The organism is Streptomyces sp. NPDC059373, assembly GCF_042751495.1.
Lineage (GTDB): Bacteria > Actinomycetota > Actinomycetes > Streptomycetales > Streptomycetaceae > Actinacidiphila.
The window spans coordinates 460,275-483,784 of sequence record NZ_JBHYXC010000003.1 but is presented as its reverse complement, the minus strand read 5'-3'; the positions used below and the strand labels follow the sequence as shown (position 1 = coordinate 483,784).

General features: G+C 69.4%; 24 protein-coding genes and 2 rRNA genes. 9 read left to right on the top strand and 17 right to left on the bottom strand.

Features of this window, described 5'->3' with window-relative positions; translation table 11 throughout:
• From ACFXJ5_RS10170 to ACFXJ5_RS10160, 3 genes are all read left to right on the top strand, one after another.
• Positions 1–94, top strand: a 23S ribosomal RNA gene (locus ACFXJ5_RS10170); the annotation flags it as partial.
• A gap of 74 nt (positions 95–168) precedes the next feature.
• Positions 169–285: ribosomal RNA gene (gene rrf, locus ACFXJ5_RS10165) — 5S ribosomal RNA — on the top strand.
• Between the two features lie 69 nt (positions 286–354).
• The gene (locus ACFXJ5_RS10160) at positions 355–846 is read left to right on the top strand and encodes a GNAT family N-acetyltransferase (RefSeq protein ID WP_384629527.1); all 492 of its coding nucleotides are present in this window, start codon (positions 355–357) and stop codon (positions 844–846) included.
• On the opposite strand, the gene ACFXJ5_RS10155 is transcribed toward ACFXJ5_RS10160, so the two are convergent.
• The 8 genes from ACFXJ5_RS10155 to ACFXJ5_RS10120 form a co-directional block, all read right to left on the bottom strand.
• Positions 767–1,198: a MerR family transcriptional regulator gene (locus ACFXJ5_RS10155; RefSeq protein ID WP_384629524.1), complete on the bottom strand. Its 432-nt coding sequence runs from the start codon at positions 1,196–1,198 to the stop codon at positions 767–769. The two genes, ACFXJ5_RS10160 and ACFXJ5_RS10155, sit on opposite strands and share 80 nt — an antisense overlap.
• A gap of 25 nt (positions 1,199–1,223) precedes the next feature.
• Positions 1,224–2,255 (bottom strand): MDR family NADP-dependent oxidoreductase, encoded by a 1,032-nt coding sequence (locus ACFXJ5_RS10150; RefSeq protein WP_384629521.1) that lies wholly within the window; start codon positions 2,253–2,255, stop codon positions 1,224–1,226.
• Between the two features lie 42 nt (positions 2,256–2,297).
• Positions 2,298–3,851 carry a type IV secretory system conjugative DNA transfer family protein gene (locus tag ACFXJ5_RS10145; protein ID WP_384629519.1) on the bottom strand — a complete coding sequence of 518 codons (1,554 nt, stop codon included), beginning with the start codon at positions 3,849–3,851 and terminating at the stop codon, positions 2,298–2,300.
• On the bottom strand, positions 3,851–5,230 hold the full coding sequence (locus ACFXJ5_RS10140) for an ATP-binding protein (protein WP_127360013.1): 1,380 nt from the start codon (positions 5,228–5,230) through the stop codon (positions 3,851–3,853). Before ACFXJ5_RS10140 ends, ACFXJ5_RS10145 begins: the two co-directional genes overlap by 1 nt.
• A gap of 274 nt (positions 5,231–5,504) precedes the next feature.
• Positions 5,505–7,055: an SCO6880 family protein gene (locus ACFXJ5_RS10135; RefSeq protein WP_384629516.1), complete on the bottom strand. Its 1,551-nt coding sequence runs from the start codon at positions 7,053–7,055 to the stop codon at positions 5,505–5,507.
• Positions 7,052–8,341 (bottom strand): hypothetical protein, encoded by a 1,290-nt coding sequence (locus tag ACFXJ5_RS10130; protein WP_384629513.1) that lies wholly within the window; start codon positions 8,339–8,341, stop codon positions 7,052–7,054. The genes ACFXJ5_RS10135 and ACFXJ5_RS10130 overlap by 4 nt, the downstream gene beginning before the upstream one ends.
• A complete protein-coding gene (locus ACFXJ5_RS10125; RefSeq protein ID WP_384629511.1) occupies positions 8,331–9,185 on the bottom strand; it encodes a hypothetical protein in 855 nt (284 codons plus the stop codon). Before ACFXJ5_RS10125 ends, ACFXJ5_RS10130 begins: the two co-directional genes overlap by 11 nt.
• Positions 9,186–9,374: 189 nt before the next feature.
• Complete coding sequence (locus ACFXJ5_RS10120; protein ID WP_127360003.1) at positions 9,375–9,683, bottom strand: hypothetical protein; 309 nt, start codon at positions 9,681–9,683, stop codon at positions 9,375–9,377.
• Between the two features lie 334 nt (positions 9,684–10,017).
• Here ACFXJ5_RS10120 and ACFXJ5_RS10115 point away from each other — a divergent pair, with 334 nt between their 5' ends.
• Positions 10,018–11,034, top strand: coding sequence for an NlpC/P60 family protein (locus ACFXJ5_RS10115; protein ID WP_384629509.1), 1,017 nt, complete (start codon positions 10,018–10,020; stop codon positions 11,032–11,034).
• 166 nt (positions 11,035–11,200) lie between these two features.
• On the top strand, positions 11,201–11,890 hold the full coding sequence (locus ACFXJ5_RS10110; RefSeq protein WP_384629506.1) for a phosphatase PAP2 family protein: 690 nt from the start codon (positions 11,201–11,203) through the stop codon (positions 11,888–11,890).
• 19 nt (positions 11,891–11,909) lie between these two features.
• Here ACFXJ5_RS10110 and ACFXJ5_RS10105 read toward each other — a convergent pair whose 3' ends face one another.
• The gene (locus tag ACFXJ5_RS10105; protein ID WP_384629503.1) at positions 11,910–12,059 is read right to left on the bottom strand and encodes a hypothetical protein; all 150 of its coding nucleotides are present in this window, start codon (positions 12,057–12,059) and stop codon (positions 11,910–11,912) included.
• Positions 12,060–12,156: 97 nt separating this feature from the next.
• On the opposite strand from ACFXJ5_RS10105, the gene ACFXJ5_RS10100 reads away from it, so the two are divergent.
• Both ACFXJ5_RS10100 and ACFXJ5_RS10095 read left to right on the top strand, forming a co-directional pair.
• The gene (locus ACFXJ5_RS10100; RefSeq protein ID WP_384629501.1) at positions 12,157–12,984 is read left to right on the top strand and encodes a hypothetical protein; all 828 of its coding nucleotides are present in this window, start codon (positions 12,157–12,159) and stop codon (positions 12,982–12,984) included.
• A 79-nt stretch (positions 12,985–13,063) separates the two neighbouring features.
• Entirely contained in the window at positions 13,064–13,246 is a 183-nt protein-coding gene (locus tag ACFXJ5_RS10095; RefSeq protein WP_384629498.1) for a hypothetical protein, read from the top strand.
• Between the two features lie 4 nt (positions 13,247–13,250).
• Here the strand turns inward: ACFXJ5_RS10095 and ACFXJ5_RS10090 are convergent, their stop codons facing one another.
• The gene (locus ACFXJ5_RS10090; protein ID WP_127359998.1) at positions 13,251–13,568 is read right to left on the bottom strand and encodes a metal-sensitive transcriptional regulator; all 318 of its coding nucleotides are present in this window, start codon (positions 13,566–13,568) and stop codon (positions 13,251–13,253) included.
• A 188-nt stretch (positions 13,569–13,756) separates the two neighbouring features.
• Between ACFXJ5_RS10090 and ACFXJ5_RS10085 the strand changes: the two genes are divergently transcribed.
• Entirely contained in the window at positions 13,757–14,377 is a 621-nt protein-coding gene (locus ACFXJ5_RS10085) for a DUF47 domain-containing protein (protein WP_384629495.1), read from the top strand.
• A gap of 5 nt (positions 14,378–14,382) precedes the next feature.
• Positions 14,383–15,378, top strand: a complete 996-nt coding sequence (locus ACFXJ5_RS10080) for an anion permease (protein WP_384629492.1) — start codon at positions 14,383–14,385, stop codon at positions 15,376–15,378.
• Positions 15,379–15,476: 98 nt separating this feature from the next.
• Here ACFXJ5_RS10080 and pstB read toward each other — a convergent pair whose 3' ends face one another.
• The 7 genes from pstB to ACFXJ5_RS10045 all read right to left on the bottom strand — a co-directional run bounded on the left by pstB (position 15,477) and on the right by ACFXJ5_RS10045 (position 23,506).
• Positions 15,477–16,253 carry a phosphate ABC transporter ATP-binding protein PstB gene (pstB, locus tag ACFXJ5_RS10075; RefSeq protein WP_384629489.1) on the bottom strand — a complete coding sequence of 259 codons (777 nt, stop codon included), beginning with the start codon at positions 16,251–16,253 and terminating at the stop codon, positions 15,477–15,479.
• Positions 16,254–16,294: 41 nt separating this feature from the next.
• A complete protein-coding gene (gene pstA / locus ACFXJ5_RS10070; RefSeq protein ID WP_384629486.1) occupies positions 16,295–17,377 on the bottom strand; it encodes a phosphate ABC transporter permease PstA in 1,083 nt (360 codons plus the stop codon).
• Positions 17,374–18,363 carry a phosphate ABC transporter permease subunit PstC gene (gene pstC / locus ACFXJ5_RS10065; RefSeq protein WP_384629483.1) on the bottom strand — a complete coding sequence of 330 codons (990 nt, stop codon included), beginning with the start codon at positions 18,361–18,363 and terminating at the stop codon, positions 17,374–17,376. Before pstC ends, pstA begins: the two co-directional genes overlap by 4 nt.
• 100 nt (positions 18,364–18,463) lie before the next feature.
• Positions 18,464–19,603, bottom strand: a complete 1,140-nt coding sequence (pstS, locus tag ACFXJ5_RS10060; protein ID WP_384629481.1) for a phosphate ABC transporter substrate-binding protein PstS — start codon at positions 19,601–19,603, stop codon at positions 18,464–18,466.
• 191 nt (positions 19,604–19,794) lie between these two features.
• The gene (locus tag ACFXJ5_RS10055; protein ID WP_384629479.1) at positions 19,795–20,220 is read right to left on the bottom strand and encodes an NUDIX hydrolase; all 426 of its coding nucleotides are present in this window, start codon (positions 20,218–20,220) and stop codon (positions 19,795–19,797) included.
• A 30-nt stretch (positions 20,221–20,250) separates the two neighbouring features.
• Complete coding sequence (locus tag ACFXJ5_RS10050) at positions 20,251–21,303, bottom strand: CHAD domain-containing protein (RefSeq protein WP_384629476.1); 1,053 nt, start codon at positions 21,301–21,303, stop codon at positions 20,251–20,253.
• Complete coding sequence (locus ACFXJ5_RS10045; RefSeq protein WP_384629473.1) at positions 21,284–23,506, bottom strand: RNA degradosome polyphosphate kinase; 2,223 nt, start codon at positions 23,504–23,506, stop codon at positions 21,284–21,286. Before ACFXJ5_RS10045 ends, ACFXJ5_RS10050 begins: the two co-directional genes overlap by 20 nt.
• Positions 23,507–23,510: the final 4 nt, after the last annotated feature.

Here is a 23,510-nt window from a genome sequence, read left to right as displayed (position 1 = left end):
AGGCTCCCAGTAGACGACTGGGTTGATAGGCCGGATGTGGAAGCCCTGTAAGGGGTGGAGCTGACCGGTACTAATAGGCCGAGGGCTTGTCCTCAGTTGCTCGCGTCCACTGTGTAGTTCTGAAGTAACGAACCGTGTGTTGTTCCGGTTCGGACATCTTCATAGTGTTTCGGTGGTCATTGCGTTAGGGAAACGCCCGGTTACATTCCGAACCCGGAAGCTAAGCCTTTCAGCGCCGATGGTACTGCAGGGGGGACCCTGTGGGAGAGTAGGACGCCGCCGAACAATCTTTGAGCTCCGGTCCCCTGGATTAATCCAGGGGACCGGAGCTTTTTTGCGTTGTATGGTCCCGCCATGGGATACGAGATACGGCAGGTCAGGCCCGACGAGTGGCGGCGGAGCAAGGAGCTGCGGCTGGCGGCCCTGAAGGACCCGGTCAGCAGTGTTGCGTTCGTACGGACCTATGAGGAAGAGGCCGCGTTCGCGGACGAGGTCTGGCAGGGGCGGACGTCGAGGGTCGGAGCGCAGCAGTTCGTGGCCGAGGACGAGAACGGGGTGTGGGCCGGCAGTCTCGTGGTGCTTGTCGAGCCGGACGACTCGCTGAGCATTGTCGGGGTGTATCTGCGGCCGGAGGTAAGGGGAACGGGGCTGGCGGAGAAGTTGTTCGGGACGGCGCTGGAGTGGGTCTGGGAGCGGGTGGACCGTGTGCAGTTGTGGGTGCACGAGGGGAACCCGCGGGCGCAGGCGTTCTATGCGCGGCTGGGCTTCACGCGGACCGGGAAGACGATGCCGTTTCCGCTCGATGAGACGCAGAAGGAGTACGAGATGGTGCTGCTCCGCCCCTGACCCGGGCCGCGAGTTGGTCACGGAGCCTGGTGAGGCGGTCGATTTCTGTTTCGAGGGCCGCCAGGCGGCGGGCGGCGATGCCGGGGCCGGGGGTGGTCTGGGCGCCGCCGCAGGGGCGGGTGGGGTCGATCTCGATCAGGTGGAGATGGTCGGCGCAGCTGCGGATGTCCTCGATGGTGAGGCCGACGGAGAGCAGTTCGCGGATGAGGCGGATCCGGGCCACGTCGCCGGGGCCGTACTGGCGTTGGCCGGTGGGGGTGCGGGACGGGGGCGGGAGAAGCCCGCGCTGTTCGTAGAAGCGCAGGGCGCGGGGTGTGGTGCCTGCCGCGGCTGCCGCGTCGCCGATCCGCATCTGTTCCTCCCACCGGTGGTGCGGTCTACAACTCCACTATGACGGTGCCGAGATGCTGCCCGCCCATGACTTCGTGCAACGCTCGCGGGGCGTTTTCGATGCCCGGGATGCGGACGTGGGGGAAGGTGATGTGGCCGGAACGCAACCAGTCGCCGAAACGCTTGTTCCACTCGGGTCCGACTGTGGGGTCCTCCTGGCCGCTGAAGCCGCGGATGGCGATGCGCTTGAGGATGAGCTGGAACGAGTCGATCTCGACGGGTGCGGTGGTGCCGTCGCTGTCCGGCGACAGTTGTCCGGACAGGGCGCCGACCAGGGCGAAGCGTGCGCCGGGGCGGGCGGCTGTGACTGCGGCCTGGAGTTGTTCGCCGCCGACGTTGTCCAGGAGGACGTCGATGCCGTCGGGGGCGGCCTTGGCGAGCTGCTCTGCGATGGGTTCGGCTCCACGGAGCACGGCGGCGTCGTAGCCCAGCTCGGAGACCATGCGGGCGGCTTTGGCCGGTGAGCCGGTGCTGCCGATGACGCGGTTCGCGCCGAGCAGGCGGGCGATCTGACCGGAGAGGGAGCCGACGGATCCGGCGCCGCCGGTGACGAAGACGGTGTCGCCGGCGCGTACTTGGGCGGCGCGGGTCAGGGCGCCGTACGGGGTCGAGCCCATGGAGAGGTGCGCCGCCGGGTCGGGCAGGGTGTCGCCGAGCGGCGCGCAATCGGCGGCGGGCACGGCCGCGTACTCCCGCCAGCCCTGCCAGTGGAAGACCAACTCCCCCGGACGCAGGGCGCTGCCTTCGGGGGCGGTGACGACTTCACCGACGGCGGCGCCGAAGAGCGTGTCACCCGGGTGGATGGCGGGGAAGGGGGTGGTGCCGCCTTCCGGACCGCCGCCGATGAGCGTACGAAGGGCGGGGAAGACCTGGAACCAGCGGGTGCGGATGAGGGCTTGGCCGGCTGCCGGGACGGGGAGCGGGGTTTCGACGACGGTGAAGTGTTCGGGCCTCGGCAGGCCTTGCGGGAGGGCGGCGAGGCGGACTTCGCGGGAAAGGGTGGCTGCTGGAGTTGGCATGGCGGGACGCTAACCCCTGACGTACGGGTCAGAGGCAAGCCGTCAGGTCAGCAGGATCGCGTCCGGGACCTCGTCGAGCAGGCCGGGGGCGGTGGGGCCGAGGACGAGGCGGGCGTCGGCGCGGTGCCAGAGCGGGGTACGCCAGTGGGCGCGGGCCTGTTCCGGGGTGCGGAGGACGGCGAGGGTGGGCAGGCCGAGGGCCGTGCCGGTGGCGAGGAGCTCGGGGAGGTCGGGCAGCGGGGCGAGGGCTGCGATGTCGTCCAGCACCAGGGTGAGTGGTGGGTCGAGCCGACCGGCGGGTGACCGTGCGGCCATGCGCCGGCCGTGCTCGACCACGCTGGAGACGAGTGCGGTGAGCAGCGGCATCGCACCCGGGCGAGTCCGTGGATCTTCGTTGGGCTCGCCCACCACATACATCGTTCCCCGCTCGCGTACGAACGATTCCAGGTCGAGGGCATCGGCCCGGCCGGGATTGCAGGCGTCGCGGATGTGGACGGAGTTGAGGGATTCCAGGGTCCGGTGGATCAGGGCCTGGGCTGCGTCCCGGCGGTCGGTGTGGGCGTGCAGTACGGATTCCAGCTCCCCGCTCCAGCCGGTGGCGGCCTTGGGGTGCGTACGGAGGATGCGTACGGCGTCCTGGCCGCCGTTGCCGCCGGCCCAGCGGTGCACCTGGCGGAAGGGCAGGCCGTCGATGGCGGCGGCGTGCAGCCAGCAGCGCAGCAGGGTCTCGGCGGCGTCGAACATCGTGGCGTCGGCGGCGGCGTGCGGGCGGCACGGGAACAGCAGGGCGCGGGCGGTGGTGAGGGCGGTGGGGACGTCCTCGCAGCCGGTGTGCGGGGCCCAGCGGAGGCGGCCGGGGGTGTCGACGAGGTGGGCCGGGTCGTAGATGTGGACGGGGCCGAGCTTGGTGCGGTTGCCGACGGTCTGGTGGAAGGTGTCGGGGTCGGAGGTGGTGAGGACGGCTGCGCCGGCGGCGTTGAGGAGGGCGGGCTGGATGAGGCGTTTGGCCTTGTCGCCTCGTGATGGAGCGAAGACGGCGTAGGTGCGGGTGAGTTCGGACTCGAAGGGGTCTGTGGGCGGGGCCGGGGCCGTGGGCGGGCTCGGCTCGGCGGTGGCTGAGGCAGGGGTTGACTCCCCCACCCCGCCCCTTCCCGAAACCAGGGGGCTCTGCCCCCTGGACCCCAGCTCCTCAAGCGCCGGAGGGGCTGGGTTGTCCGGAGCGAGCTGAGTTTTGCGCCCACGTCTCAGGCGCGTACGGGCGACTACGCCGATCACGAAGACCGTCAGCACGAACAGCACCATCAACTGCCCGAGGAAGACGCCCCAGAAGAGTCCCCAGCCGGGGAGTGCGTCGGGCGGGGACTGGGGCCAGGCGGCGGCGATGTCGTGGGGGTGGCCGATGAGGTGCCGCATGGCCTGGGGCGTACGGGTGAAGTGGACCTCGGCGGGCCAGGCGCCGTGGGAGAGGAGGCCGGCTATGCCGGTGGCGGTCCAGAGGAGGACGGTCATGCCGAGGAGGAAGCCGATGACGCCCAGGATGAGGCCGTCGGGGATGCCGCCGTCGCTCTGCTGTTGCCGCTGTCTCTGATTCGTCATCACGCCACCGCGTCGTCGGCCAACTGCTTGTCGAGGGAGACCGGGAGGGCTTCGTCCCGTTCCGCGTCGGCTTCCGCCGAGGACTGGGTCATGGCGCGGTCGGTGTAGACGAGGGGGCGCTCGGTCTCGGTGATGAGGTGTTTGACGACCTGGACGTTGCCGTTGACGTCCCAGACGGCGATGCCGGGGGTGAGGGTGGGGATGATCTCCACCGCCCATCTGGGGAGGCCGAGTACGCGGCCGGTGGCGCGTGCCTCGTCGGCTTTCTGGGCGTAGATCGTCCTTGTGGAGGCCATTTTGAGGATCGCTGCCGCTTCCTTCGCTGCCGCGCCGTCCACGACGTCGGAGAGGTGGTGGACGACGGCGACGAAGGACAGTCCCAGGCGTCGGCCGAACTTCAGCAGTCGCTGGAAGAGTTGGGCGACGAAGGGGGAGTTGATGATGTGCCAGGCCTCCTCGACCAGGAAGATGCGTTTCTTCCGGTCGGGGCGGATCCAGGTGTGTTCCAGCCAGACGCCGACGATGGCCATGAGGATCGGCATGGCGATCGAGTTGCGGTCGATGTGGGAGAGGTCGAAGACGATCAGCGGTGCGTCGAGGTCGATGCCGACGGTCGTCGGGCCGTCGAACATGCCGCGCAGGTCGCCGTCGACGAGCCGGTCGAGGACGAGGGCGACGTCCAGGCCCCAGGCGCGTACGTCGTCCAGGTCGACGTTCATCGACTCGGCGGCGTCCTCCATCGGGTGGCGCAGCCGCTCGACGATGTCGGTGAGGATGGGCTGGCGGTCGGTGATGGTCTCGATGACGTACGCGTGGGCGACCTTGAGGGCGAAGCCGGCCCGCTCGTCCAGGCCGCGCCCCATGGCGACCTCGATGATCGTACGGAGCAGGGCGAGCTGGCCGGTGAGGGTGATCGCCGGGTCGAGGGGGTTGAGCTTGATGCCGCCGTCGAGGGCGGCCGTCGGGTCCAGGCGGATGGGCTGTATTCCGAGGGCCTTGGCGATGAGGTTCCACTCGCCGGCGCCGTCCTCGCCCTGGGCGTCGAGGACGACGACCTGGCGGTCGCGGAAGCGGAGCTGGCGCAGGACGTAGGTCTTCTCGAGGGCCGACTTGCCGTTGCCGGACTCGCCGAGGACCAGCCAGTGGGGGGCGGGGAGTTGCTGGCCGTAGAGCTGGAAGGGGTCGTAGATGTAGCCCTTGCCGGAGTAGACCTCGCGGCCGATGATCACGCCGGAGTCGCCGAGGCCGGGGGCGGCGGTGGGGAGGTAGACGGCCTGGGCCTGGCCCGTGGACGTACGGACGGGGAGCCGGGTGGACTCGACCTTGCCGAAGAGGAAGCTGGTGAAGGCGTCGGTGAGGGCCGCGAGGGGGTCGAGCATGGCCATCAGATGGACCTCCTCGTTGGCGTTGGCAGGGTTGGTGGCTGCCGGAGACCATGGTGCGGGGCGGTCGGCTTCGTGTGCGCGTGCGCATGGCGGTGCGCACGGAGGCGCGTCGGCGGCGCAGGGGGCTCCCCCACCCCGCCCCTTCCCGAAACCGGGCTCTGCCCGGACCCGCTGGGGCTTCGCCCCAGACCCCGAACGCCCTCCGGGCGTGTCCTCAAACGCCGGACGGGCTGAAGATGTTCCGTCGGCCGCCGGACGGGCTGAGTAGTCACCGGCGGATTCCTGTCGCGAAGGGCAGCGTGTTGACGAAGGCGCGGTGGTGCTCGCGGTCGCACCACTCCAGCTTCAGGTAGGACTTGCCGGCGGAGGCGCGGATGGTGCGCTTGTCGCGGGCCAGGGCCTCCGGGCTGCGGGAGGAGACGGTGATGTAGCCGACGAGGTTGACGCCGGCGGCGCCGGAGGCGAGGTCTTCGCCGCGCTGGTCGATGCGGCCGTGGTGGGCGACGTCGCGGGGGTCGATGACGCGGTTCATCTTGGCGGCGCGGCTGGCGTCGGCGTCGTCGTTGGTCTTCTCGGTGAGCATGCGCTCGATGGCGACGTCGGTGGGCTCGAGGTCCATGCAGACGGCGACGGTGCGGATGACGTCCGGGGTGTGGACGAGGAGCGGGGCGAGGAAGTTGACGCCGACGGGGGTCATCGGCCATTCCTTGACCCAGGCGGTGGAGTGGCACCAGGGGGCGCGGGTGGAGGACTCGCGGGTCTTGGCCTGGAGGAAGGTCGGCTCGGTGGCGTCGAGTTCGGCGGGCCAGGCGTTGCGGCGGGTCATGGCCTGGATGTGGTCGATGGGGTGGTCCGGGTCGTACATGGAGTGGACCAGGGAGGAGAGGCGGGCCTGGCCGAGGGGCTGGCGTACGCGGATGTCGGCTTCTGCCAACCGGGCGCAGATGTCGGTGAGTTCGCGGGCCATGACGGCTGCGATGCCGGAGTCCTTGTCGACGTTCTTGCCCCGGATGCCGGTGGCGCGGGCGATGGCGTTGCCCTCGGCGGCGAGTTCGCGGCTGTAGTGCATGCAGGCGACGAGGTAGGCGCGGTGCTGCTCGCTGGAGGTGGACACCATGGACTGGAGCTGGTCGTAGGAGTCCTTGATCCACTTCTCGGCGCTCTCGTCGCCCCGTACGGCGACGTCCTTGGCGTGGGCGTCGGGGTCGGCGGGGAGGGTGCGGGCGAGCATCTGGAGGCGGGTGACGAAGCCGTCGCCGTTGGCCACGTGCTTGAGGAGGGTGCCGAAGCGTTCGACCAGGGCCTCCTGGTCCTCGCTGTCGCGCAGGCCGACGCCGGGGCCCTCGATCTCGATGGCGGCGGTGACGGTGCGCCGGTCGACGTGGAGGAGGACGGCGATCTCGTCGGGGCCGAAGGGTGCGGACAGCCAGCTGATGCGGCCGATGCCGGGCGGCGGGCCGACCTCGACCTCGCGGCCGTCGAGGCGGATGCCGGACTCGGCGGCGGCGGAGCGGTAGGTGGCGGCGTTGCGCAGGGTGCGGCGGTAGGTGCGGTTGATCTCGAACCAGCGGTAGAAGGTGCGGCGGCGGTACGGCATGTAGACGGCGGCGAAGGCCAGGATCGGCGGGCCGGTCAGGCCCAGGATCCGCAGGGGGAGGATCGGGATGAGGAGCCCGCACATCATGCCGATGAAGGCCCCGGCGATGATGAGGGTGATCTCGCCGGTCTCGCGGTTCTTGCCGACGATCGCGTTCGGCCGGGCTTTGCCGATGAGATACGTACGACGTGGTTGCTGGGCGGCGTAGGGCTGGGACGTCACCGGCTGTCACCTCCGGACTTGCTGCTACTGCTGGTGCCGTGGTTGCCGCGGTCCGGCGTCGTGCGCGGGGCGGGGGTGGCGGCGCCGGAGCTGCCGCCTCGGGTGCTGTGGGCGGCGACGCCGCCGGCCACGCCGTTCGCGGGCTGGGAGGACCCGCCGCCGGATGCGGCCTGTTCCTGGGGGCCGCCGCGCGCGCTGTGGGTCTTGATGCCCTGCTTCACGAGCGCGGCAGGGCTCGAGATGACGGCGGCCGCCTGGCTTTCGCCGCTGGCCTTGCGGTTGTTGCGGAGGCTCTGGACGTCGTCGCCGAAGCCGGGCACGAAGCGGTAGATCATGGCGCTGGCGAAGATCGCGAGCAGGATGATCGACAGGCCGGAGACGACGGCTCCGAAGGCGGTGGGGCCGTCGGTGGTCGTCGTCAGTGCGCCGGCGAGGCCGAGCACGATCACGATGACCGGTTTGACCATGATCACCGCGATCATGATGCCCGCCCAGCGGCGGACGTGGTGCCACATGTTCTTGTCGACCATGCCGGCGTAGACGGCGGTGCCGAGCAGCGCGCCGACGTAGAGCAGGGCGGCCCGGATCACCAGCTCGAGATACAGGACGCCTGCGGCGAGGACGGAGACCAGGGAGACGATGATGAGCATGATCGGGCCGCCGCCGATGTCGGTGTTCTTGGTCAGCGCGTCCTGGAACGAGCCGAAGAAGACGTCCGAGTTGGAGTTGGTCCCGGAGGCGATGACGTTGGTCACGGCGTCGGTCGCCGACACGACGGTGTAGAGGATGAGCGGCGTGAAGGCCGAGGCGATGACGGTCAGCCAGAGGAAGCCGACCGCCTCGGTGAGGGCTTCGGTGAGGGGGACGCCGCGTACGGCCCGCTTGGCGACGGCCAGCAGCCACAGGACGAGGGTCAGGATCGTCGAGGCGGCGAAGACGACGGCGTACTGGCGCAGGAACGCCGTGTTGGTGAAGTCGACCTCGGTGGTGTGGGTGACCGCTTCGGACAGCTTCCCGATGACCGCGGAGGCGGCTTTGGCGCAGCCCTTGGCCAGGGAGGTGAGGGGGTCGAGGGAGTCGGGGATGCCACCCGTGCCGGTGCCGCTGCCGGTGTTGCCGCTTTCGCAGTAGTCCTTGGCGACACCGATGAACTGGCTGCAGTCCACGGACGCGCTCGGGGTGGGCGTGGGTGCGGCAGCCGCCTGCCACGCGGTCAGGACGACCGTGGCCTGAGCCCCGGCGAGGACGGCGGCGACTGACAGGGTGCGGCGGTGGTTACCTGGCATACGTGAACCCTCCATACCCCTGGACGGCGTTCGCGATCTCGTCGGCGCCGGCGGCCTGGTCGTCGCCGCTGACCGGTGCGGGGCCGTGGGTCTGGCTGGACGACTCGATCTTCCAGTCGCCGCCGACCCACTTCAGCTTCTCGGTGACGGTGAACCAGCTCTGGCTGACGGGCTTGGTGGAGCCGGTGCCGGCGAGTCCGGCGAGGCCGGTGCACCACACCTCGACGGTTGCCGTGGTGTCCGTGTGGCCGGTGGTCTTGGTGCCGACGGGGATGGTGCGGGAGACGAAGGTGTAGCCGCTGGGGGTGGAACCGTCCGCGTTGAGGCCGAGGCTGGTGAACAGGCCGGCGGTGTACGCCTTGTCGAGCTTGCTCTGCATCGCGTTCACCACCGCCGGGTCGTGGATCGCGGCGACGATGGTGTGGCGGCGGTCGGTGCTGAACATGCCGTCGCCGCCGAGGGCCACCGCGTAGTTCGCGGCGGCGGACTGGGCGCCCTGCGAGGTCCGGGCGAAGCCGGAGGCGATGCCCTCGGCCGAGTTGGAGCCGGACACGGGTTTCTGGCCGGTGGCGGCGGTGGGCTGGGACTGGGCGCCGGTGTTGCCGCTGCCGTTGCTGCCGGAGGTGCCGGCGGATCCGTTGCCGCCGCCGCGGTTGGCGAAGGCGATGGCGGCGATGAGCAGGACGACGACGCTGACGACCGTGACGAGGTTACGGCTGGAGCGGGGCGTCCGGCGCGCGCCGGTGCCGCCGGGGCCGGCCTGGCCCTCGGGGAGCCGGGTGCGGGTGGTGGGCGGCCCGTCGTAGCTGTCGTAGCCGTCGGGATCGTCGTGGCCGAGGCTCATGGTGCGCTCGCCCCCGCACGCGAGAAGGGCAGGGCGGAGCCGCTGGCGGGTCCGGCATCGCTGCTCGGGTGAGTGGGCATCAGCACGCAGCCTCGGGTGGGGAAACGGGGCCGGGACGGGCCCCTTGGGGACATAACTGGAGGACAGGGACAAGGAGACGAGAAGACGGGATTCCTGGTGTGGGGCCGGCTAGACCGCCATCCCGTAGACGATGGTGAACAGCGTGCCGAGGGAACCGATGATGAACACGCCGGTCAGTCCGGCGATGATCAACCCCTTGCCCTGCTCGGCACTGAATGTGTCGCGGAGCGCCGTCGCGCCGATCCGCTGTTTCGCCGCGCCCCAGATCGCGATGGCCAGGCACAGCAGGATCGCCACTGCCATGACCACCTCGATCATCACGCGCGCTTCGTTCCCGAGGGAGCCGAAGGGACCCCAGTCCGGGGCGATGCCACCGATGATGGTGTTGATGTCGCCCTTTGCGGCTGCCAGGATCATGAGAACTCACCACCACGCTAGATCAGTTGGTCTCCTCGCCAGGGCGCAAGGAGCCAAGGTCTATCTTGGCGGAGGATTCCGCTGTCGGATGTCGACTCAACGACTTTCTCAGCCGATTCCCCCGTGTGATCCCGGCCGCAGCCGTCAGACTGGTCGGATTGGCGTGCGAGCCGGTGTTCGATGGGGCATAGATGACTACTCTGTGTATCACGCTGGTGAGCGCAGGGCAACGATTGGGGGCGGCGATGAGCGGTGATGCTTCTTCGGGGCCGACTCACCGTCACCACCCGTGCCTGAACACGCAGAAGCCGACCGACGAGCGGGGGGTCCGGGGATGAAGGCCGCGCGCAAGGCTTGGCTCGCCGCGGGCGTCGCCGGTGGGGTCTTCTTCTCGTTCCTCGCGCTGCTCGTCGTGGGTACGTATTCGGCCGCCGCGAGCCTGACCGGGAACGGCGCGGTGACCCTGGCCAAGGGCGCGGTGCCGACGGCGTACTCCGGCATCGTGCAGCAGTGGGGCAACCTCTGTTCCGCCATCAACCCGGCGCTGCTGGCGGCGCAGCTCTACCAGGAGAGCGGTTGGAACGCGAAGGCCCGGAGTCCGGCCGACGCGCAGGGCATAGCGCAGTTCATCCCCGGCACGTGGGCGACGCACGGTATAGACGGCAACGGCGACGGGGTCCGCGATGTGTGGGACCCGGCGGACGCGATTCCGTCGGCGGCCTCGTACGACTGCGAGCTGGCGACGTATGTGAAGGACGTGCCCGGCGATCCGACCGAGAACATGCTGGCGGCGTACAACGCGGGCGCGTACCGGGTGATCCAGGCGGGCGGGGTCCCGGACATCGCCGAGACGAGGAACTACGTCAAGGCCATCACGACCCTGGCGAAGAGCTTCGCGGCACCGACCGGCACCGTCGCGGCCTCGCAGCAGGCGGCGGGGGCCATTTACTACGCGCAGAAGAAGCTCGGCACCCCCTACCTGTGGGGTGGCACCGGTACGGCCGCGCAGAGCGGGCGGTTCGACTGCTCGGGGCTGACGCAGGCCGCGTACCACTCGGTGGGGATCGAGCTGCCGCGGGTGGCGAAGGACCAGTGGAACGCCGGGCCGCATCCGTCCCGGGATCAGCTGGCGCCGGGGGACCTGGTGTTCTTCGCGTACGACCTGAACGATCCGACGACCATTCATCACGTGGGGATCTACGTCGGCGGCGGGTACATGATCAACGCGCCGCACACCGGCGCCGTCATCCGCTTCGACAGGATCGACTCGGCGGACTACATCGGCGCGACCCGGGTGACGCAGGACGGCGCGGCGGCGCTGCCGACGGCGTCCACGGCTACGAATTCGTGACGCGGGTCTCCCTTCGATAACTTACTGGTGATCATCCGGTGGAGACCGGAACGCTACGTACCGTGTGCGCCGTTGTACGGGGAGAATGGCCCCGAACGTATGTATATGCAGGATGCGACGGGGGTTGCAGCGCGGCGGCAGGACGGACCAGTGAGGGGCATCACCGATGGCAGAGCTCGCGCTTGACGGCTCGAACCCCGATGTCGGCCTGCTCCGTGACATCAACGGCCTTGCGAAGGACGCCCCCGGGTGGTTCGACCGGGGCGTGGAGTTCGTCGGTGAGTACGGGCTGATCCTGCTGTTGGTGCTGCTCGCGGGCTGGTGCTGGTGGCGGGTGGCCCGGCGCGGCCCGGAGGCGCCGGCGGCGGTTGCGGGGGTGCTGTGGTCCGGCCTGGCGGCCGGGATCGCGCTGCTGCTCAACATCCCGCTGCGGGGCTTTGTGGAGCGGCCGCGGCCCTTCGTGGACCACGACGGGCTGGATGTCCTGATCAAGGGCAAGACGGACTTCTCGTTCGTGAGCGACCACGCGACGCTGGCGATGGCTGTCGCGGTGGGGCTGTTTCTGGTCAGTCGCAAGGCGGGGGTCGTCGCGATCGGCCTGGCCCTGGTGGAGGGCTTCTGCCGCGTCTACATGGGCGTGCACTACCCGACCGACGTCGTGGGCGGCTTCGCGCTGGGCACGGCGGTGGCGCTGCTGCTGGCTCCGCTGGCGATGGCGTTGCTCACGCCCCTGACCACGGCGGTCGCCGGGTCGGCCCGGGCGGGCTGGCTGGTCCGCTCGGCGCGGCCGGCGCGTCAGCCGAAGGGCGAGCCGTATCCGGAGCCCACGTCGTACGACAAGGATCTGGCGGCCTGAGCGCCTCAAGCCTCTGGGGTCAGCGCCCCTCGTGCTCCGCGGCGTCGCGGCGGGCCCGGTCGCGGGCGCGGCGAGCGGGGCCGCGCCAGCCGCAGACGCAGGTGGCGTGGGCGAACGGGCCCTTTTCGACGGTGGTCGCGCGGTGGGGCGTGGGGGGCTGGTTGAGCACGCAAGCAACGGTACCGGGGAGACCGTGACGACGGGCCCGAGCCGTCGTTATGCCGAACGAGGGCCATGGTGCGGGATGTTGCAGGGGGTTGGCGGACATGGGGCAGCGGACGCGCGCGACTGCCGCAGCTGTGGGTCTCGGGCTGTTCGCGGCGGCGCTGACCGGCTGTGTCGGCAGCGGCGAGGCCGCCGAGCAGGACCACGAGCCGTCCGCCTCGACCCCGTCGGAGGCCGTGCGGCAGGCGGCCGACGTGCTGATCCGCGCGGGCAGCTCAAGAATCCGTACGTCGATGGAGATGGCCAGCGGCGGTACGAAGGTCTCGGTCACCGGCACCGGAGGCTTCGACTTCGCCCGGCATCGCGGCAACCTGAGGGTGGTGCTGCCGCCGGACGCCGCCGGCGCCCCGGAGCACAAGCCGATCACCGAGCTGCTGACCCCGGGCGCGCTCTACATGAAGAACCGCGGCGAGGGTGTGCCCGAGGACAAGTGGGTGCGGGTGGACACGACCCGCCTCGCCGACGGGAATCTGGTCACCGGCGGGGCCACCGAGCCACTGGCCGCCGCCGAGCTGCTGCGCGGCGCGCGGGACGTGACGTACGTCGGCGACGAGACCGTCGGTGGCGCGCCGGTGCGGCACTACCGGGGCGTCGCGGACATGGCGCTGGCGGCGAAGGGTGCGACGCCGGACTCGCGGAAGCCGCTGCGGGCCGCGGCGAAAGGGTTCTCCGTGACCACGGTGCCCTTCGACGCGTATGTGGACGGGAAGGGGCGGCTGCGGATGCTGCGGCAGCGTTTCACCTTCACCAACGGCGCCGAGGTGGTCTCTACCACGTGGTTCTACGCCTTCGGGTCGCCGGTGCGGGTCGTCCTGCCCGCGAAGAACGACATCTACAGCGGAAAGATCGTTTCTGCGTCAGCAAAGTAGGCCACCCCAAATGGTCCGTCCGTGTCATGCACCGACCGCGTGTCCGTCCCTACCCTGGGGTGGGGAGGAGGTGGTGCACGTGCGGTTGTCGCCCGGATCCCAGGCGGTCCTGGACCAGGACCACGTGGCCCTCGCGGAGATCGAACTGTGCGGCGAGCTGATGATCGCGGCTTCGGCCGCCGATGAGGAGCGCCTGAGCTCCGCCCGGATCGACGAGGTGCTGCGGGTCGAGCACGTGCCGTCGGGCGCCGCGGGGCGCTGAGTCGCTAACTGCGGAGCAGCCGGGCTATCGCGGCTGTGGCCTCCGCCACCTTGTCGTCCGCTTCGGGGCCGCCGCGCGCGGCGGCGTCGGCGACGCAGTGTCGCAGGTGTTCCTCCAGGAGTTGCAGAGCGAAGGCCTGCAGTGCCTTTGTGCCGGCTGATACCTGGGTAAGGATGTCAATGCAGTAGACGTCCTCCTCGACCATGCGCTGGAGGCCGCGGACCTGCCCCTCGATGCGGCGCAGCCGCTTCAGGTGCTGGTCCTTCTGTTTGCTGTACCCATGGGAGCCGTGGTGGTCGGCGCCGACCTCGGTGGCGGTCATGTGCCTGTCCCTCCTGCCCCGGTATACCCCTGCCGGGTATATCGTACCGAATTCGGCTCATTGTGCGAGGTGACCCCTGTGGGGATCACATCGGGCCATGAGCGACACTGTAGGGCGCCGGTTAGCTGTGGCCGGATGATGCGCCTAGCATCAATGCGACCGAAAACCGATGTATCCGAGGACTTCACGTGCGCTTTCGTCTGACCCCCAGGGAGACGAGCTTCTACGACATGTTCGCCGCGTCCGCGGACAACATCGTCACAGGATCGAAGCTCCTCATGGAACTGCTCGGAGCCGATGCGGCCACGCGGACCGAGATCGCCGAGAGGATGCGCGCGGCGGAACACGCCGGGGACGATGCGACACACGCGATCTTCCATCAGCTGAACTCCTCCTTCATCACGCCGTTCGACCGTGAGGACATCTACTCTCTCGCGTCGCAGCTCGACGACATCATGGACTTCATGGAGGAGGCCGTCGACCTGGTCGTTCTCTACCAGGTCGAGGAGCTTCCCAAGGGTGTCGAGCAGCAGATCGAGGTGCTGGCGCGGGCGGCCGAGCTGACCGCCGAGGCGATGCCCAACCTGCGGACGATGACCGATCTCACCGAGTACTGGATCGAGGTCAACCGGCTGGAGAACCAGGCGGACCAGATCCACCGCAAGCTGCTCGCCCAGCTCTTCAACGGCAAGTACGACGCCATGGACGTGCTCAAGCTCAAGCAGATCGTGGACGTACTCGAAGAGGCGGCGGACGCTTTCGAACACGTGGCGAACACGGTAGAGACCATCGCGGTCAAGGAGTCCTGACCGGCGTGGACACCTTCGCACTCGTCGTCGTCATCGGCGTCGCGCTCTTCTTCACGTACACCAATGGCTTCCACGACTCCGCGAACGCCATCGCGACCTCGGTGTCCACCCGCGCCCTCACCCCGCGTGCCGCGCTGGCGATGGCGGCCGTGATGAACCTGATCGGTGCCTTCGCGGGCGGCGGCGTCGCCCACACGGTCAGCAAGGGCATCATCGAGACCCCGACCGGCGAGCAGGGCATGATCATCCTGTTCGCCGCGCTCATCGGTGCGATTGTCTGGAATCTGACCACCTGGTACTTCGGTCTGCCGTCGTCTTCCAGCCACGCGCTCTTCGGTGGCATGGTCGGCGCCGCGTTGGCCGGCTCCAGCGGGGTCATCTGGAGCGGTGTCGTCGACAAGATCATCATCCCGATGATCCTCTCCCCTGTCGTCGGCCTGGTGGTCGGCTATCTGGCGATGGTCGCCGTGATGTGGATCTTCCGCCGCTCCAATCCGCACAAGGCCAAGCGCGGTTTCCGGATCGCCCAGACCGTCTCCGCGGCGGCGATGGCGCTCGGGCACGGTCTGCAGGACGCGCAGAAGACCATGGGCGTCGTGGTGATGGCCCTCACCATCGGCGATGTCCAGCAGGGCGACAGCATTCCGATCTGGGTGAAGTTCGCCTGCGCCGCGATGCTGTCGCTCGGTACGTACGCCGGTGGCTGGCGCATCATGCGCACGCTCGGCCGGAAGATCATCGAGCTGGACCCGCCACAGGGCTTCGCGGCGGAGGCCACGGCCTCGTCGATCCTCTACACGACCTCGTACGTCTTCCAGGCCCCGATCTCCACGACCCACGTCATCACCTCGGCCATCATGGGCGTCGGCGCCACCAAGCGGGTCAAGGCGGTCCGCTGGGGTGTCGCCAAGAACATCGTCATGGGCTGGTTAATCACCATGCCGGCCGCGGGCTGCGTCGCCGCGGTGGTGTACTGGATCACGCACCTGATCTTCGGCTGACGCCCGCTTCCCGTACGTACGAAATGGGCCCGCCCCCCTCACAGGGGGCGGGCCCTTCGCCTTGCGGTGGCACCGCCATGCAGCACCGCAGGACGTGCTCAGCCGAAGCGGCCGGAGATGTAGTCCTCGGTCGCCTGGACGGACGGGTTGGAGAATATGCGCTCGGTGTCGTCGATCTCGATGAGCTTGCCGGGCTGACCGACGGCCGAGAGGTTGAAGAAGGCGGTGCGGTCGGAGACCCGCGCGGCCTGCTGCATGTTGTGGGTGACGATGACGATCGTGAACTTCTCCTTGAGCTCGCCGATCAGGTCCTCGATGGCGAGGGTGGAGATCGGGTCGAGCGCGGAGCACGGCTCGTCCATCAGCAGTACGGCGGGCTCGACGGCGATCGCCCGCGCGATGCACAGGCGCTGCTGCTGGCCGCCGGACAGGCCGGAGCCGGGCTTGTTGAGGCGGTCCTTGACCTCGTTCCAGAGGTTGGCGCCCTTGAGGGACTTCTCGACGATGGTGTCGAGCTCGCGCTTCTTCTTGACGCCGTTGAGCCTCAGGCCCGCCGCCACGTTGTCGTAGACCGACATGGTGGGGAAGGGGTTGGGGCGCTGGAAGACCATGCCGACGGTGCGCCGCACGGTGACGGGGTCGACGCCGGAGCCGTACAGGTTCTCGTCGTCGAGCATCACCTTGCCCTCGACGCGGCCGCCGGGGGTGACCTCGTGCATGCGGTTGAGGGTGCGCAGGAAGGTGGACTTGCCGCAGCCGGAGGGGCCGATGAAGGCGGTGACCGTACGGGGCTCGATGTTCATCGAGATGTCGTCGATCGCCTTGAAGCCGCTGTAGTAGGCGGACAGTCCGCTTACGTCGATTCGCTTGGCCATGGGTAGTGCTCTCAATCCGTAGGTCGCTGGGGTTGGCCGCGTCAGCGACCGGTCTTCGGGGCCTTCCAGCGGGCGATGCCGCGGGCCACCACGTTCAGGATCATGACGAAGGCGATGAGGACGAGTGCCGCCGCCCAGGCCCGGTCGTAGCTGGCCGAACTGCCCTGCTGATACTGCTGGTAGATGTAGAAGGGCAGTGATTCCTGCGGACCGCTGAACGGGTTGTTGTTGATGATGCTGCTGCCGAAGACCAGCAGGGCGATGGGTGCGCTCTCACCTGCGATACGGGCCACAGACAGCATGACACCGGTGGTGATGCCGCCGACAGCGGTCGGCAGGACCACCTTGACGATGGTCCGCCACTTCGGGATTCCCAGGGCCAGGGAGGCCTCACGCAGCTCGTTGGGGACGAGCTTGAGCATCTCTTCGGTGGAGCGGACCACGACCGGGGTCATCAGGATCGCCAGGGCCAGCGAGCCGGCGAAGCCGGAGGCGGGGGCGTGCGAGGTGACCACGAACCATACGGAGAGGATGAACAGACCGGCGACGATGGACGGGATGCCCGTCATGACGTCGACGAAGAAGGTGACGGCCTTGGCGAGCCTGCCCTGGCCGTACTCGACCAGGTAGATCGCGGTGAGCATGCCGAGCGGGGCGCCGATGATCGTGGCGATGCCGACCTGCTCCAGCGTGCCGATGATGGCGTGGTAGACGCCACCGCCGGGGTAGATGTTCTGCACGCCGTTCATGGAGTGGCTGAGGAAGGCGACGTTGAGGACCTTGACGCCCTTGACGATGGTCGTCTCGATCAGCGAGTACAGCGGGATGACGGCCAGGATGAATGCGGACCAGATCGCGCTGGTGGCGACCCGGTCCTTGGCCTGGCGGGTGCCCTCGACCTTGGCCGTGATCAGATACGTGCCGATCACGAACAGGGCGAGCGCGATCAGGCCCCACTGGATCTTGCTGGAGAGGCCCGCGCCGATGCCGATGCCGACGGCGACCGCGATCGCCCCGGCCGCGATGGCGGCGGGGGCCCAGCGCGGGAGGCTGGCGCTGGACAGGGAACCGGGGGCCGGAGCGGCAGCTGACATGGGATGCCTGTCGACGGTGACGTTGCTCATGCGTTGGCCCCCGAGTACTCCTTGCGGCGGGCGATGATCATCCGGGCCGCGCCGTTGACCAGCAGGGTGATGATGAAGAGCACCAGACCGGAGGCGATCAGCGCGTTCCGGCCGAACTCGTCGGCCTCGCCGAACTTGGCGACGATGTTCTGCGAGAAGGTGCCGCCTGCCGGGTCCAGGATGTGGATCGTCAGGACCGAGGAGGCGGACAGCACGGTGGCGACCGCCATGGTCTCGCCGAGGGCGCGGCCCAGGCCCAGCATCGCGGCGGAGATGATGCCGGAGCGGGCGAAGGGGATCACTGACAGACGAATGGTCTCCCAGCGCGTCGCGCCGAGGGCCAGCGCGGCTTCCTCGTGCATCCTCGGGACCTGGTTGAAGACCTCGCGGCTGACGTTGGTGATGATCGGCAGGATCATGATCGCCAGCAGGATGCCCACGGTGAACAGTGAGCGCGCGGCGTCCGGGTTGTCGGACTTGAAGATCACGGTCCAGCCGAAGTAGTTGGTCAGCCAGTGGTTCAGCCCGACCAGGTGCGGCACCAGGAAGATGGCGCCCCACAGGCCGTAGATGATGCTGGGGACCGCGGCGAGCAGGTCGATCACGAAGGAGATCGGCGTGGCGAGCCTGCGCGGTGCGTAGTGCGAGATGAACAGCGCGATGCCGACCGCGATCGGGACGGCGATGACGAGCGCGATGATCGAGCTGACCACGGTGCCGTAGGCCAGGACGGCGATACCGAACACCGGCGGGTTGAGCGCGGCGTTCCACTCGAAGGTGGTCAGGAAGTTGCCGTGGTCCTTGGAGATCGCGTCGACCGAGCGCACGGTGAGGAAGACCGCGATGGCGGCCATCACCACCAGCAGCAGGATGCCGGATCCGCGTGAGAGGCCGGCGAAGATCCGGTCGCCGGGACGCGTGACAGCGCCCTCGGCGGTCTTGTCTGCCGGCGGCGGGGGAGCGGAAGTCTGTGTGGTTATGTCCATGGGGTTTCTCCGGTCTGTGGGGGATCACTCCCCCGGCGGCGGTGCACCGGATGGGCGGCCGGACCCGCGGTCTGTGAGAACCGCGGGCCCGGCCGTTGGGTCAGGAGAGGGAGGAGATGGTGGAGCGGACCTTGGTGACCAGCTCGGCCGGCAGCGGCGCGTAGCCGGCGTCCGGGAGGACCTGCTGGCCGGCGTCGCTGGCGATGTAGGTCAGGAAGGACTTCGTCAGCGGCAGGGTGGCGGCCTTGTTGCCCTTGTCGCAGGCGATCTCGTACGTCACCAGGGTGATCGGGTACGCGTTGTCGGCCTTGGTGGTGTACGCGGACGACAGGTCCAGGGAGAGGTCCGAGCCGGTGCCGACGACCTTGGCCTGCGCGATGGCGGCGGAGGAGTTGGCGGCGGTCGCCTCGACCGGGGCGGAGGCGCCGGTGTTGACCTTGGCGGTCTTGATGCTGTTCGCGGTCGCGTAGGAGACCTCGAAGTAGCCGATCGAGCCGTTGGTCTGCTTGACCTGGGCCGCGACACCCGCGGACTTCGGCGCGGACTGGCCGCCCTTGCCGGCGAACGCCTTGGCGTGCTCGTACGGCCAGGCCTTCGGGGCGGCGGTGCTCAGGTACTTGGTGAGGTTGTCCGTGGTGCCGGACTCGTCCTGGCGGTGAACGGCCTGGATCTTGGTGTGGGGCAGCGTGACGCCGGAGTTCAGCTTCTTGATCGCCGCGTCGTCCCAGTAGGTGATCTTCGAGTTGAAGATCTCGCCGATCGTGGTGGCGTCCAGGACCAGGTTGTCCACGCCGGAGAGGTTGTAGCCGATCGCGATCGGGCCGCCGACCAGCGGGATGCTGATGCCGGTGCCACCGGTGCAGACCTTCTTGGAGGCGGTGATCTCCTCGGGCTTCAGCGGGGAGTCGGAGCCGGCGAAGGCGTCGGTGCCCTGGTTGAAGTCGACGATGCCCTCACCGGAGGACGACGCCTTGTAGTTGATCGTCGCGCCGGAGCAGGCCGCCTGGTAGTTCTTGACCCACAGGTCCATGGCGTTCTGCTGGGCCGAGGAACCGGAGGCGAGGATCTGGCCACCCTTGTCCGCACACTTGATGCTGCCGGACGAGGAGGAGGACGAGCTGCTCGCGTTGTCGGACGCGGTGTTGTTGTCGGAGCCACACGCCGTGAGGAGCAGGGCGCCGGAGATCGCGACCGCGCCGACAGTCAGGGCACGCACGCCGTTCTTACGCTGAAGCTTCACCTTCGGTGTTTCCTTCCTGAAGCCCGCCGGGACGGCGAAGCAGAGGTGTGAGTTGTTCTGCATTCACCCGGCGGCGTACTGCTCACCGGTAAGGCCGAAATTAGGCAAATCAAGTGAAGCGACCGATGGGACAGGGTGAACGGAGGGTGAACCTCGCATATCAGTGCGGTTGACCGGCCTGTCAATTCTGGTCAGCGGGCGTTTTGTCCAGAATGACGGATGAAGGCGTCGATGAGTGGACGATCCCGTTCGTGTGTCAGCCGGTGTCGCGCCGCGACCGGCGGCAGCCAGATCATCCGGTCGACCTCACGATTCGGGGTGAAATGCCCGCCGGTGGCCTCGGCGGCCCAGTAGCGGACGTGCTTGGGCCGGCCGGAGGCCACGTAGAAGGAGGACGGAAGGGACGCCCCGAGGACGCAGCCCTGGCCGGTTTCCTCCTTGACCTCGCGGATCGCGGCGGTGGCCGGAAGCTCGCCCCGCTTCAGCTTGCCCTTGGGGAAGGACCAGTCGTCGTACCGGGGGCGGTGGATCAGGGCGAGCTCGATCCCGCCGTCGACGGGGGACCTGCGCCACAGGACCGCTCCGGCGGCGAGGACGGGGGTGGTCGTGGTGTCCATGACGTTCCCCTTTCCGGAACGGCGTCGGGGTCAGGAAACCGGGGTGCGCTGCCACAGGTGTACGAAGGCGAAACGCGCCTGCTCGACCTCCTGGCGCTGGTCGGCGTGCAGGACGCCCAGCGCGTAGGCCGTGGCCGGCGCTATCCGGGGGGTGCGGGCGGCGGAGGTCACGGCGGCGGCGGCCTCGGCTGCCTCGCGGTGCTGCTCGAGTACGTGGGCGAGGGCGGTGGGCCGGGATTCGGGTTCCCCGTCGGCGTACGGGAACACCTCGCGGGCGTAGCGGCTGAGCCGCAGCAGGATCCGCACCCGGTGCCAGGGGGCGTCCTGGCGCTCGGCGGACAGCTCGGCGGCGAGCGCGGACCGCAGCGCGTCGCCGTTGTACGGGTGCCCGGCCCGGGGCAGCGGCAGGGTGCCCACCGCCTCGGCCAGCCGGGCGTGGGCCTGGCCGGTCAGCGTCGGCAGCACCTCACCCGCCGGGGCCCCGGCGGCGGCCGCCAGTGGCACCTCGGAGGCCAGCACCGCCACCGCGTCGGCCACGGCGTGGAACCTGGACGAGCCCATCGCTTGCAGAGCCGCCGAGTGCGCCCGGGTCCGGGCCAGGCTCAGCTGCCGCTCCAGGAGCGCCCCGGCCCGGGCGGCGCCGACGGCCAGCGGGCCACCCCCCGGCGCCGGCTGCTGGGCCCGGGCCGGTACGAGGGCGGCGGCCTCGTCCTCCAGCATGTCCTCGTCGGCGGAGAGCCGGTGCAGGGCGGTCAGCAGCCGCGCCAGGCGACCGCCGTGCTCGTGCTCCCGGGCCAGCGTCGAGGAGAGCCAGCCCAGCTCCGCCCGGAGCGGCTCGGCCCACGCCGGGTCGGTCAGCGACCCGTACGTGTGCAGCGCGGAGCCGATGCGCCGGGCGGAGCGGCGGAGCTGGTGCCCGGCATCGGGTGCGTCGGTGTCGCTCTCGCCCTGGCTGCTCTGGGTGAGGGCGCGCAGGAAGGCGGTGGCCTGTTCCCGCAGATACGCCGCGAGAACGTCCCCGGCGGGAAGCGCCGCGCGCTCCCCCACCTCGGCCAACGCCATGTCAGGGTGTCGCTGGGCCACGCCGGCGCCTCCGCGCGTCGATGAGCATCTCCTGGATGTTGCGCAGCGGGCGCCCGTCGGCGTCGACGCTGTGCCGCGTCCAGTTCCCGTCCGGGCCGAGGTGCCAGGACGAGGTGGAGTCGGAGGTACCGAGCTCCAGCAGGCGGTTCAGGGTCGTACGGTGGGCGGGGTCGGCGACCCGGACCATCGCCTCGATGCGGCGGTCGAGGTTGCGGTGCATCATGTCGGCGCTGCCGAACCAGACCTCGGGCTCGCCGCCGTTGCCGAAGACGAAGACCCGGGAGTGCTCCAGGAAGCGGCCGAGGACGCTGCGTACCCGGATGTTCTCCGACAGGCCGGCCACGCCGGGCCGCACCGCGCAGATGCCGCGCACCCAGATGTCCACGGGCACGCCGGCCTGCGAGGCCCGGTAGAGCGCGTCGACGATCGCCTCGTCGACGATCGAGTTGACCTTGACCCGGATGTAGGCCGACCGGCCCGCCCGGTGGTGGTCGATCTCCTTCATGATCCGGGTGATCAGGCCGTCCCGCAGACTGCGCGGGGCGACCAGCAGCCGGTTGTACGTCTCCCGGCGCGAGTAGCCCGACAGCCGGTTGAAGAGGTGGGACAGGTCCGCGCCGACCTGCGGGTCGGCGGTGAGCAGGCCCAGGTCCTCGTAGAGGCGGGCGGTCTTGGGGTGGTAGTTGCCGGTGCCGACGTGGCTGTAGCGGCGGAGGGTCTCGCCCTCCTGGCGTACCACCAGCGACAGCTTGCAGTGCGTCTTCAGGCCGACCAGGCCGTACACGACGTGGCAGCCGGCCTCCTCCAGCTTGCGGGCCCACTTGATGTTGGCCTGCTCGTCGAAGCGCGCCTTGAGCTCGACCAGGACCAGCACCTGCTTGCCGGCCTCGGCGGCGTCGATCAGCGCGTCCACGATCGGCGAGTCGCCGGAGGTGCGGTACAGGGTCTGCTTGATCGCGAGGACGTCCGGGTCACCCGCGGCCTGGTCCAGGAAGGACTGCACGGAGGTCGAGAAGCTGTCGTACGGGTGGTGCAGCAGCACGTCGCGCTCGCGCAGTGCGGCGAAGATGTCCGGCGCGTGCGCGGACTCCACCTCGGCCAGGTCGCGGTGGGTGCCGGCGACGAACTTCGGGTACTTCAGCTCGGGCCGGTCCTGCGAGGCCACCGCGAACAGTCCGGTCAGGTCCAGCGGGCCGGGCAGCGGGTAGACCTCGGCGTCCTCGATCTTCAGCTCGTGGACGAGGGTGTCCAGGGCCTTCGGGGAGATCGACTCCTCGACCTCGAGGCGGACGGGCGGGCCGAAGCGGCGCCGCATGAGCTCCTTCTCCAGGGCCTGGAGCAGGTTCTCGGTGTCGTCCTCCTCGACCTCCAGATCCTCGTTGCGGGTGACCCGGAACATGTGGTGGTCCATGACCTCCATGCCCGGGAACAGCTCCTCCAGATGCGCCGCGATGACGTCCTCGAGCGGGACGTACCGCTGCGGGCTCGCCTCGAGGAAGCGCTGCAGGATCGGCGGGACCTTGACGCGGGCGAAGTGGTCGTGGCCCGAGACCGGGTTGCGTACGGTCACGGCGAGGTTCAGGGACAGGCCCGATATGTACGGGAAGGGGTGGGCCGGGTCCACGGCCAGCGGGGTGAGGACCGGGAAGATCTGGTTCCGGAAGAGCGTGAAGAGCCGGGCCTGCTCCTTCTCGGTGAGCTCGGCCCACCGGATGATGTGGATGCCCTCTTCGGCGAGCTGCGGGGCCACGTCGTTCTGGAAGCAGGCCGCGTGGCGGGCCATGAGCTCGCGCGAGCGGCTCAGGATGTTCGACAGCACCTCGCGCGGCTGCATGCCGGACGCCGAGCGGGTCGCGACGCCGGTCGCGATGCGGCGCTTCAGGCCGGCGACCCGGACCATGAAGAACTCGTCCAGGTTGCTCGCGAAGATCGCGAGGAAGTTGGTCCGTTCGAGGAGCGGCGTACTCGGGTCCTCGGCGAGCTCCAGCACCCGCTCGTTGAAGGCCAGCCAGCTCTGCTCCCGGTCCAGGAAGCGGCCCTGGGGCAGCTCACCGGTGTCGTCGCCGTCGGTGACCGCCGGCACGGGCACGTCGGACATGTCCGAGGTCAGGTCGGGCACGGCGCGGGGGCGGTACGCGGCCACGGCGCTGCCACCCGCGTCGCTGGGGGCGGCGGCTTCTGCGGGGAAGTTCATCGAGGCCATGGGT

Excerpts from the sequence above, each read along its gene's own strand:
- ACFXJ5_RS10100 (WP_384629501.1), top strand. The coding sequence starts at position 12,157 with ATGGGGCAGCGGACGCGCGCGACTGCCGCAGCTGTGGGTCTCGGGCTG.
- ACFXJ5_RS10090 (WP_127359998.1), bottom strand. The coding sequence starts at position 13,568 with ATGACCGCCACCGAGGTCGGCGCCGACCACCACGGCTCCCATGGGTAC.
- ACFXJ5_RS10055 (WP_384629479.1), bottom strand. The coding sequence starts at position 20,220 with ATGGACACCACGACCACCCCCGTCCTCGCCGCCGGAGCGGTCCTGTGG.
- ACFXJ5_RS10115 (WP_384629509.1), top strand. The coding sequence starts at position 10,018 with ATGAAGGCCGCGCGCAAGGCTTGGCTCGCCGCGGGCGTCGCCGGTGGG.
- ACFXJ5_RS10150 (WP_384629521.1), bottom strand. The coding sequence starts at position 2,255 with ATGCCAACTCCAGCAGCCACCCTTTCCCGCGAAGTCCGCCTCGCCGCC.
- ACFXJ5_RS10145 (WP_384629519.1), bottom strand. The coding sequence starts at position 3,851 with ATGACGAATCAGAGACAGCGGCAACAGCAGAGCGACGGCGGCATCCCC.
- pstA (WP_384629486.1), bottom strand. The coding sequence starts at position 17,377 with ATGAGCAACGTCACCGTCGACAGGCATCCCATGTCAGCTGCCGCTCCG.
- pstC (WP_384629483.1), bottom strand. The coding sequence starts at position 18,363 with ATGGACATAACCACACAGACTTCCGCTCCCCCGCCGCCGGCAGACAAG.
- ACFXJ5_RS10045 (WP_384629473.1), bottom strand. The coding sequence starts at position 23,506 with ATGGCCTCGATGAACTTCCCCGCAGAAGCCGCCGCCCCCAGCGACGCG.
- ACFXJ5_RS10155 (WP_384629524.1), bottom strand. The coding sequence starts at position 1,198 with ATGCGGATCGGCGACGCGGCAGCCGCGGCAGGCACCACACCCCGCGCC.
- ACFXJ5_RS10125 (WP_384629511.1), bottom strand. The coding sequence starts at position 9,185 with ATGAGCCTCGGCCACGACGATCCCGACGGCTACGACAGCTACGACGGG.
- ACFXJ5_RS10120 (WP_127360003.1), bottom strand. The coding sequence starts at position 9,683 with ATGATCCTGGCAGCCGCAAAGGGCGACATCAACACCATCATCGGTGGC.
- ACFXJ5_RS10140 (WP_127360013.1), bottom strand. The coding sequence starts at position 5,230 with ATGCTCGACCCCCTCGCGGCCCTCACCGACGCCTTCACCAGCTTCCTC.
- ACFXJ5_RS10110 (WP_384629506.1), top strand. The coding sequence starts at position 11,201 with ATGGCAGAGCTCGCGCTTGACGGCTCGAACCCCGATGTCGGCCTGCTC.
- pstB (WP_384629489.1), bottom strand. The coding sequence starts at position 16,253 with ATGGCCAAGCGAATCGACGTAAGCGGACTGTCCGCCTACTACAGCGGC.
- ACFXJ5_RS10160 (WP_384629527.1), top strand. The coding sequence starts at position 355 with ATGGGATACGAGATACGGCAGGTCAGGCCCGACGAGTGGCGGCGGAGC.
- ACFXJ5_RS10130 (WP_384629513.1), bottom strand. The coding sequence starts at position 8,341 with ATGCCAGGTAACCACCGCCGCACCCTGTCAGTCGCCGCCGTCCTCGCC.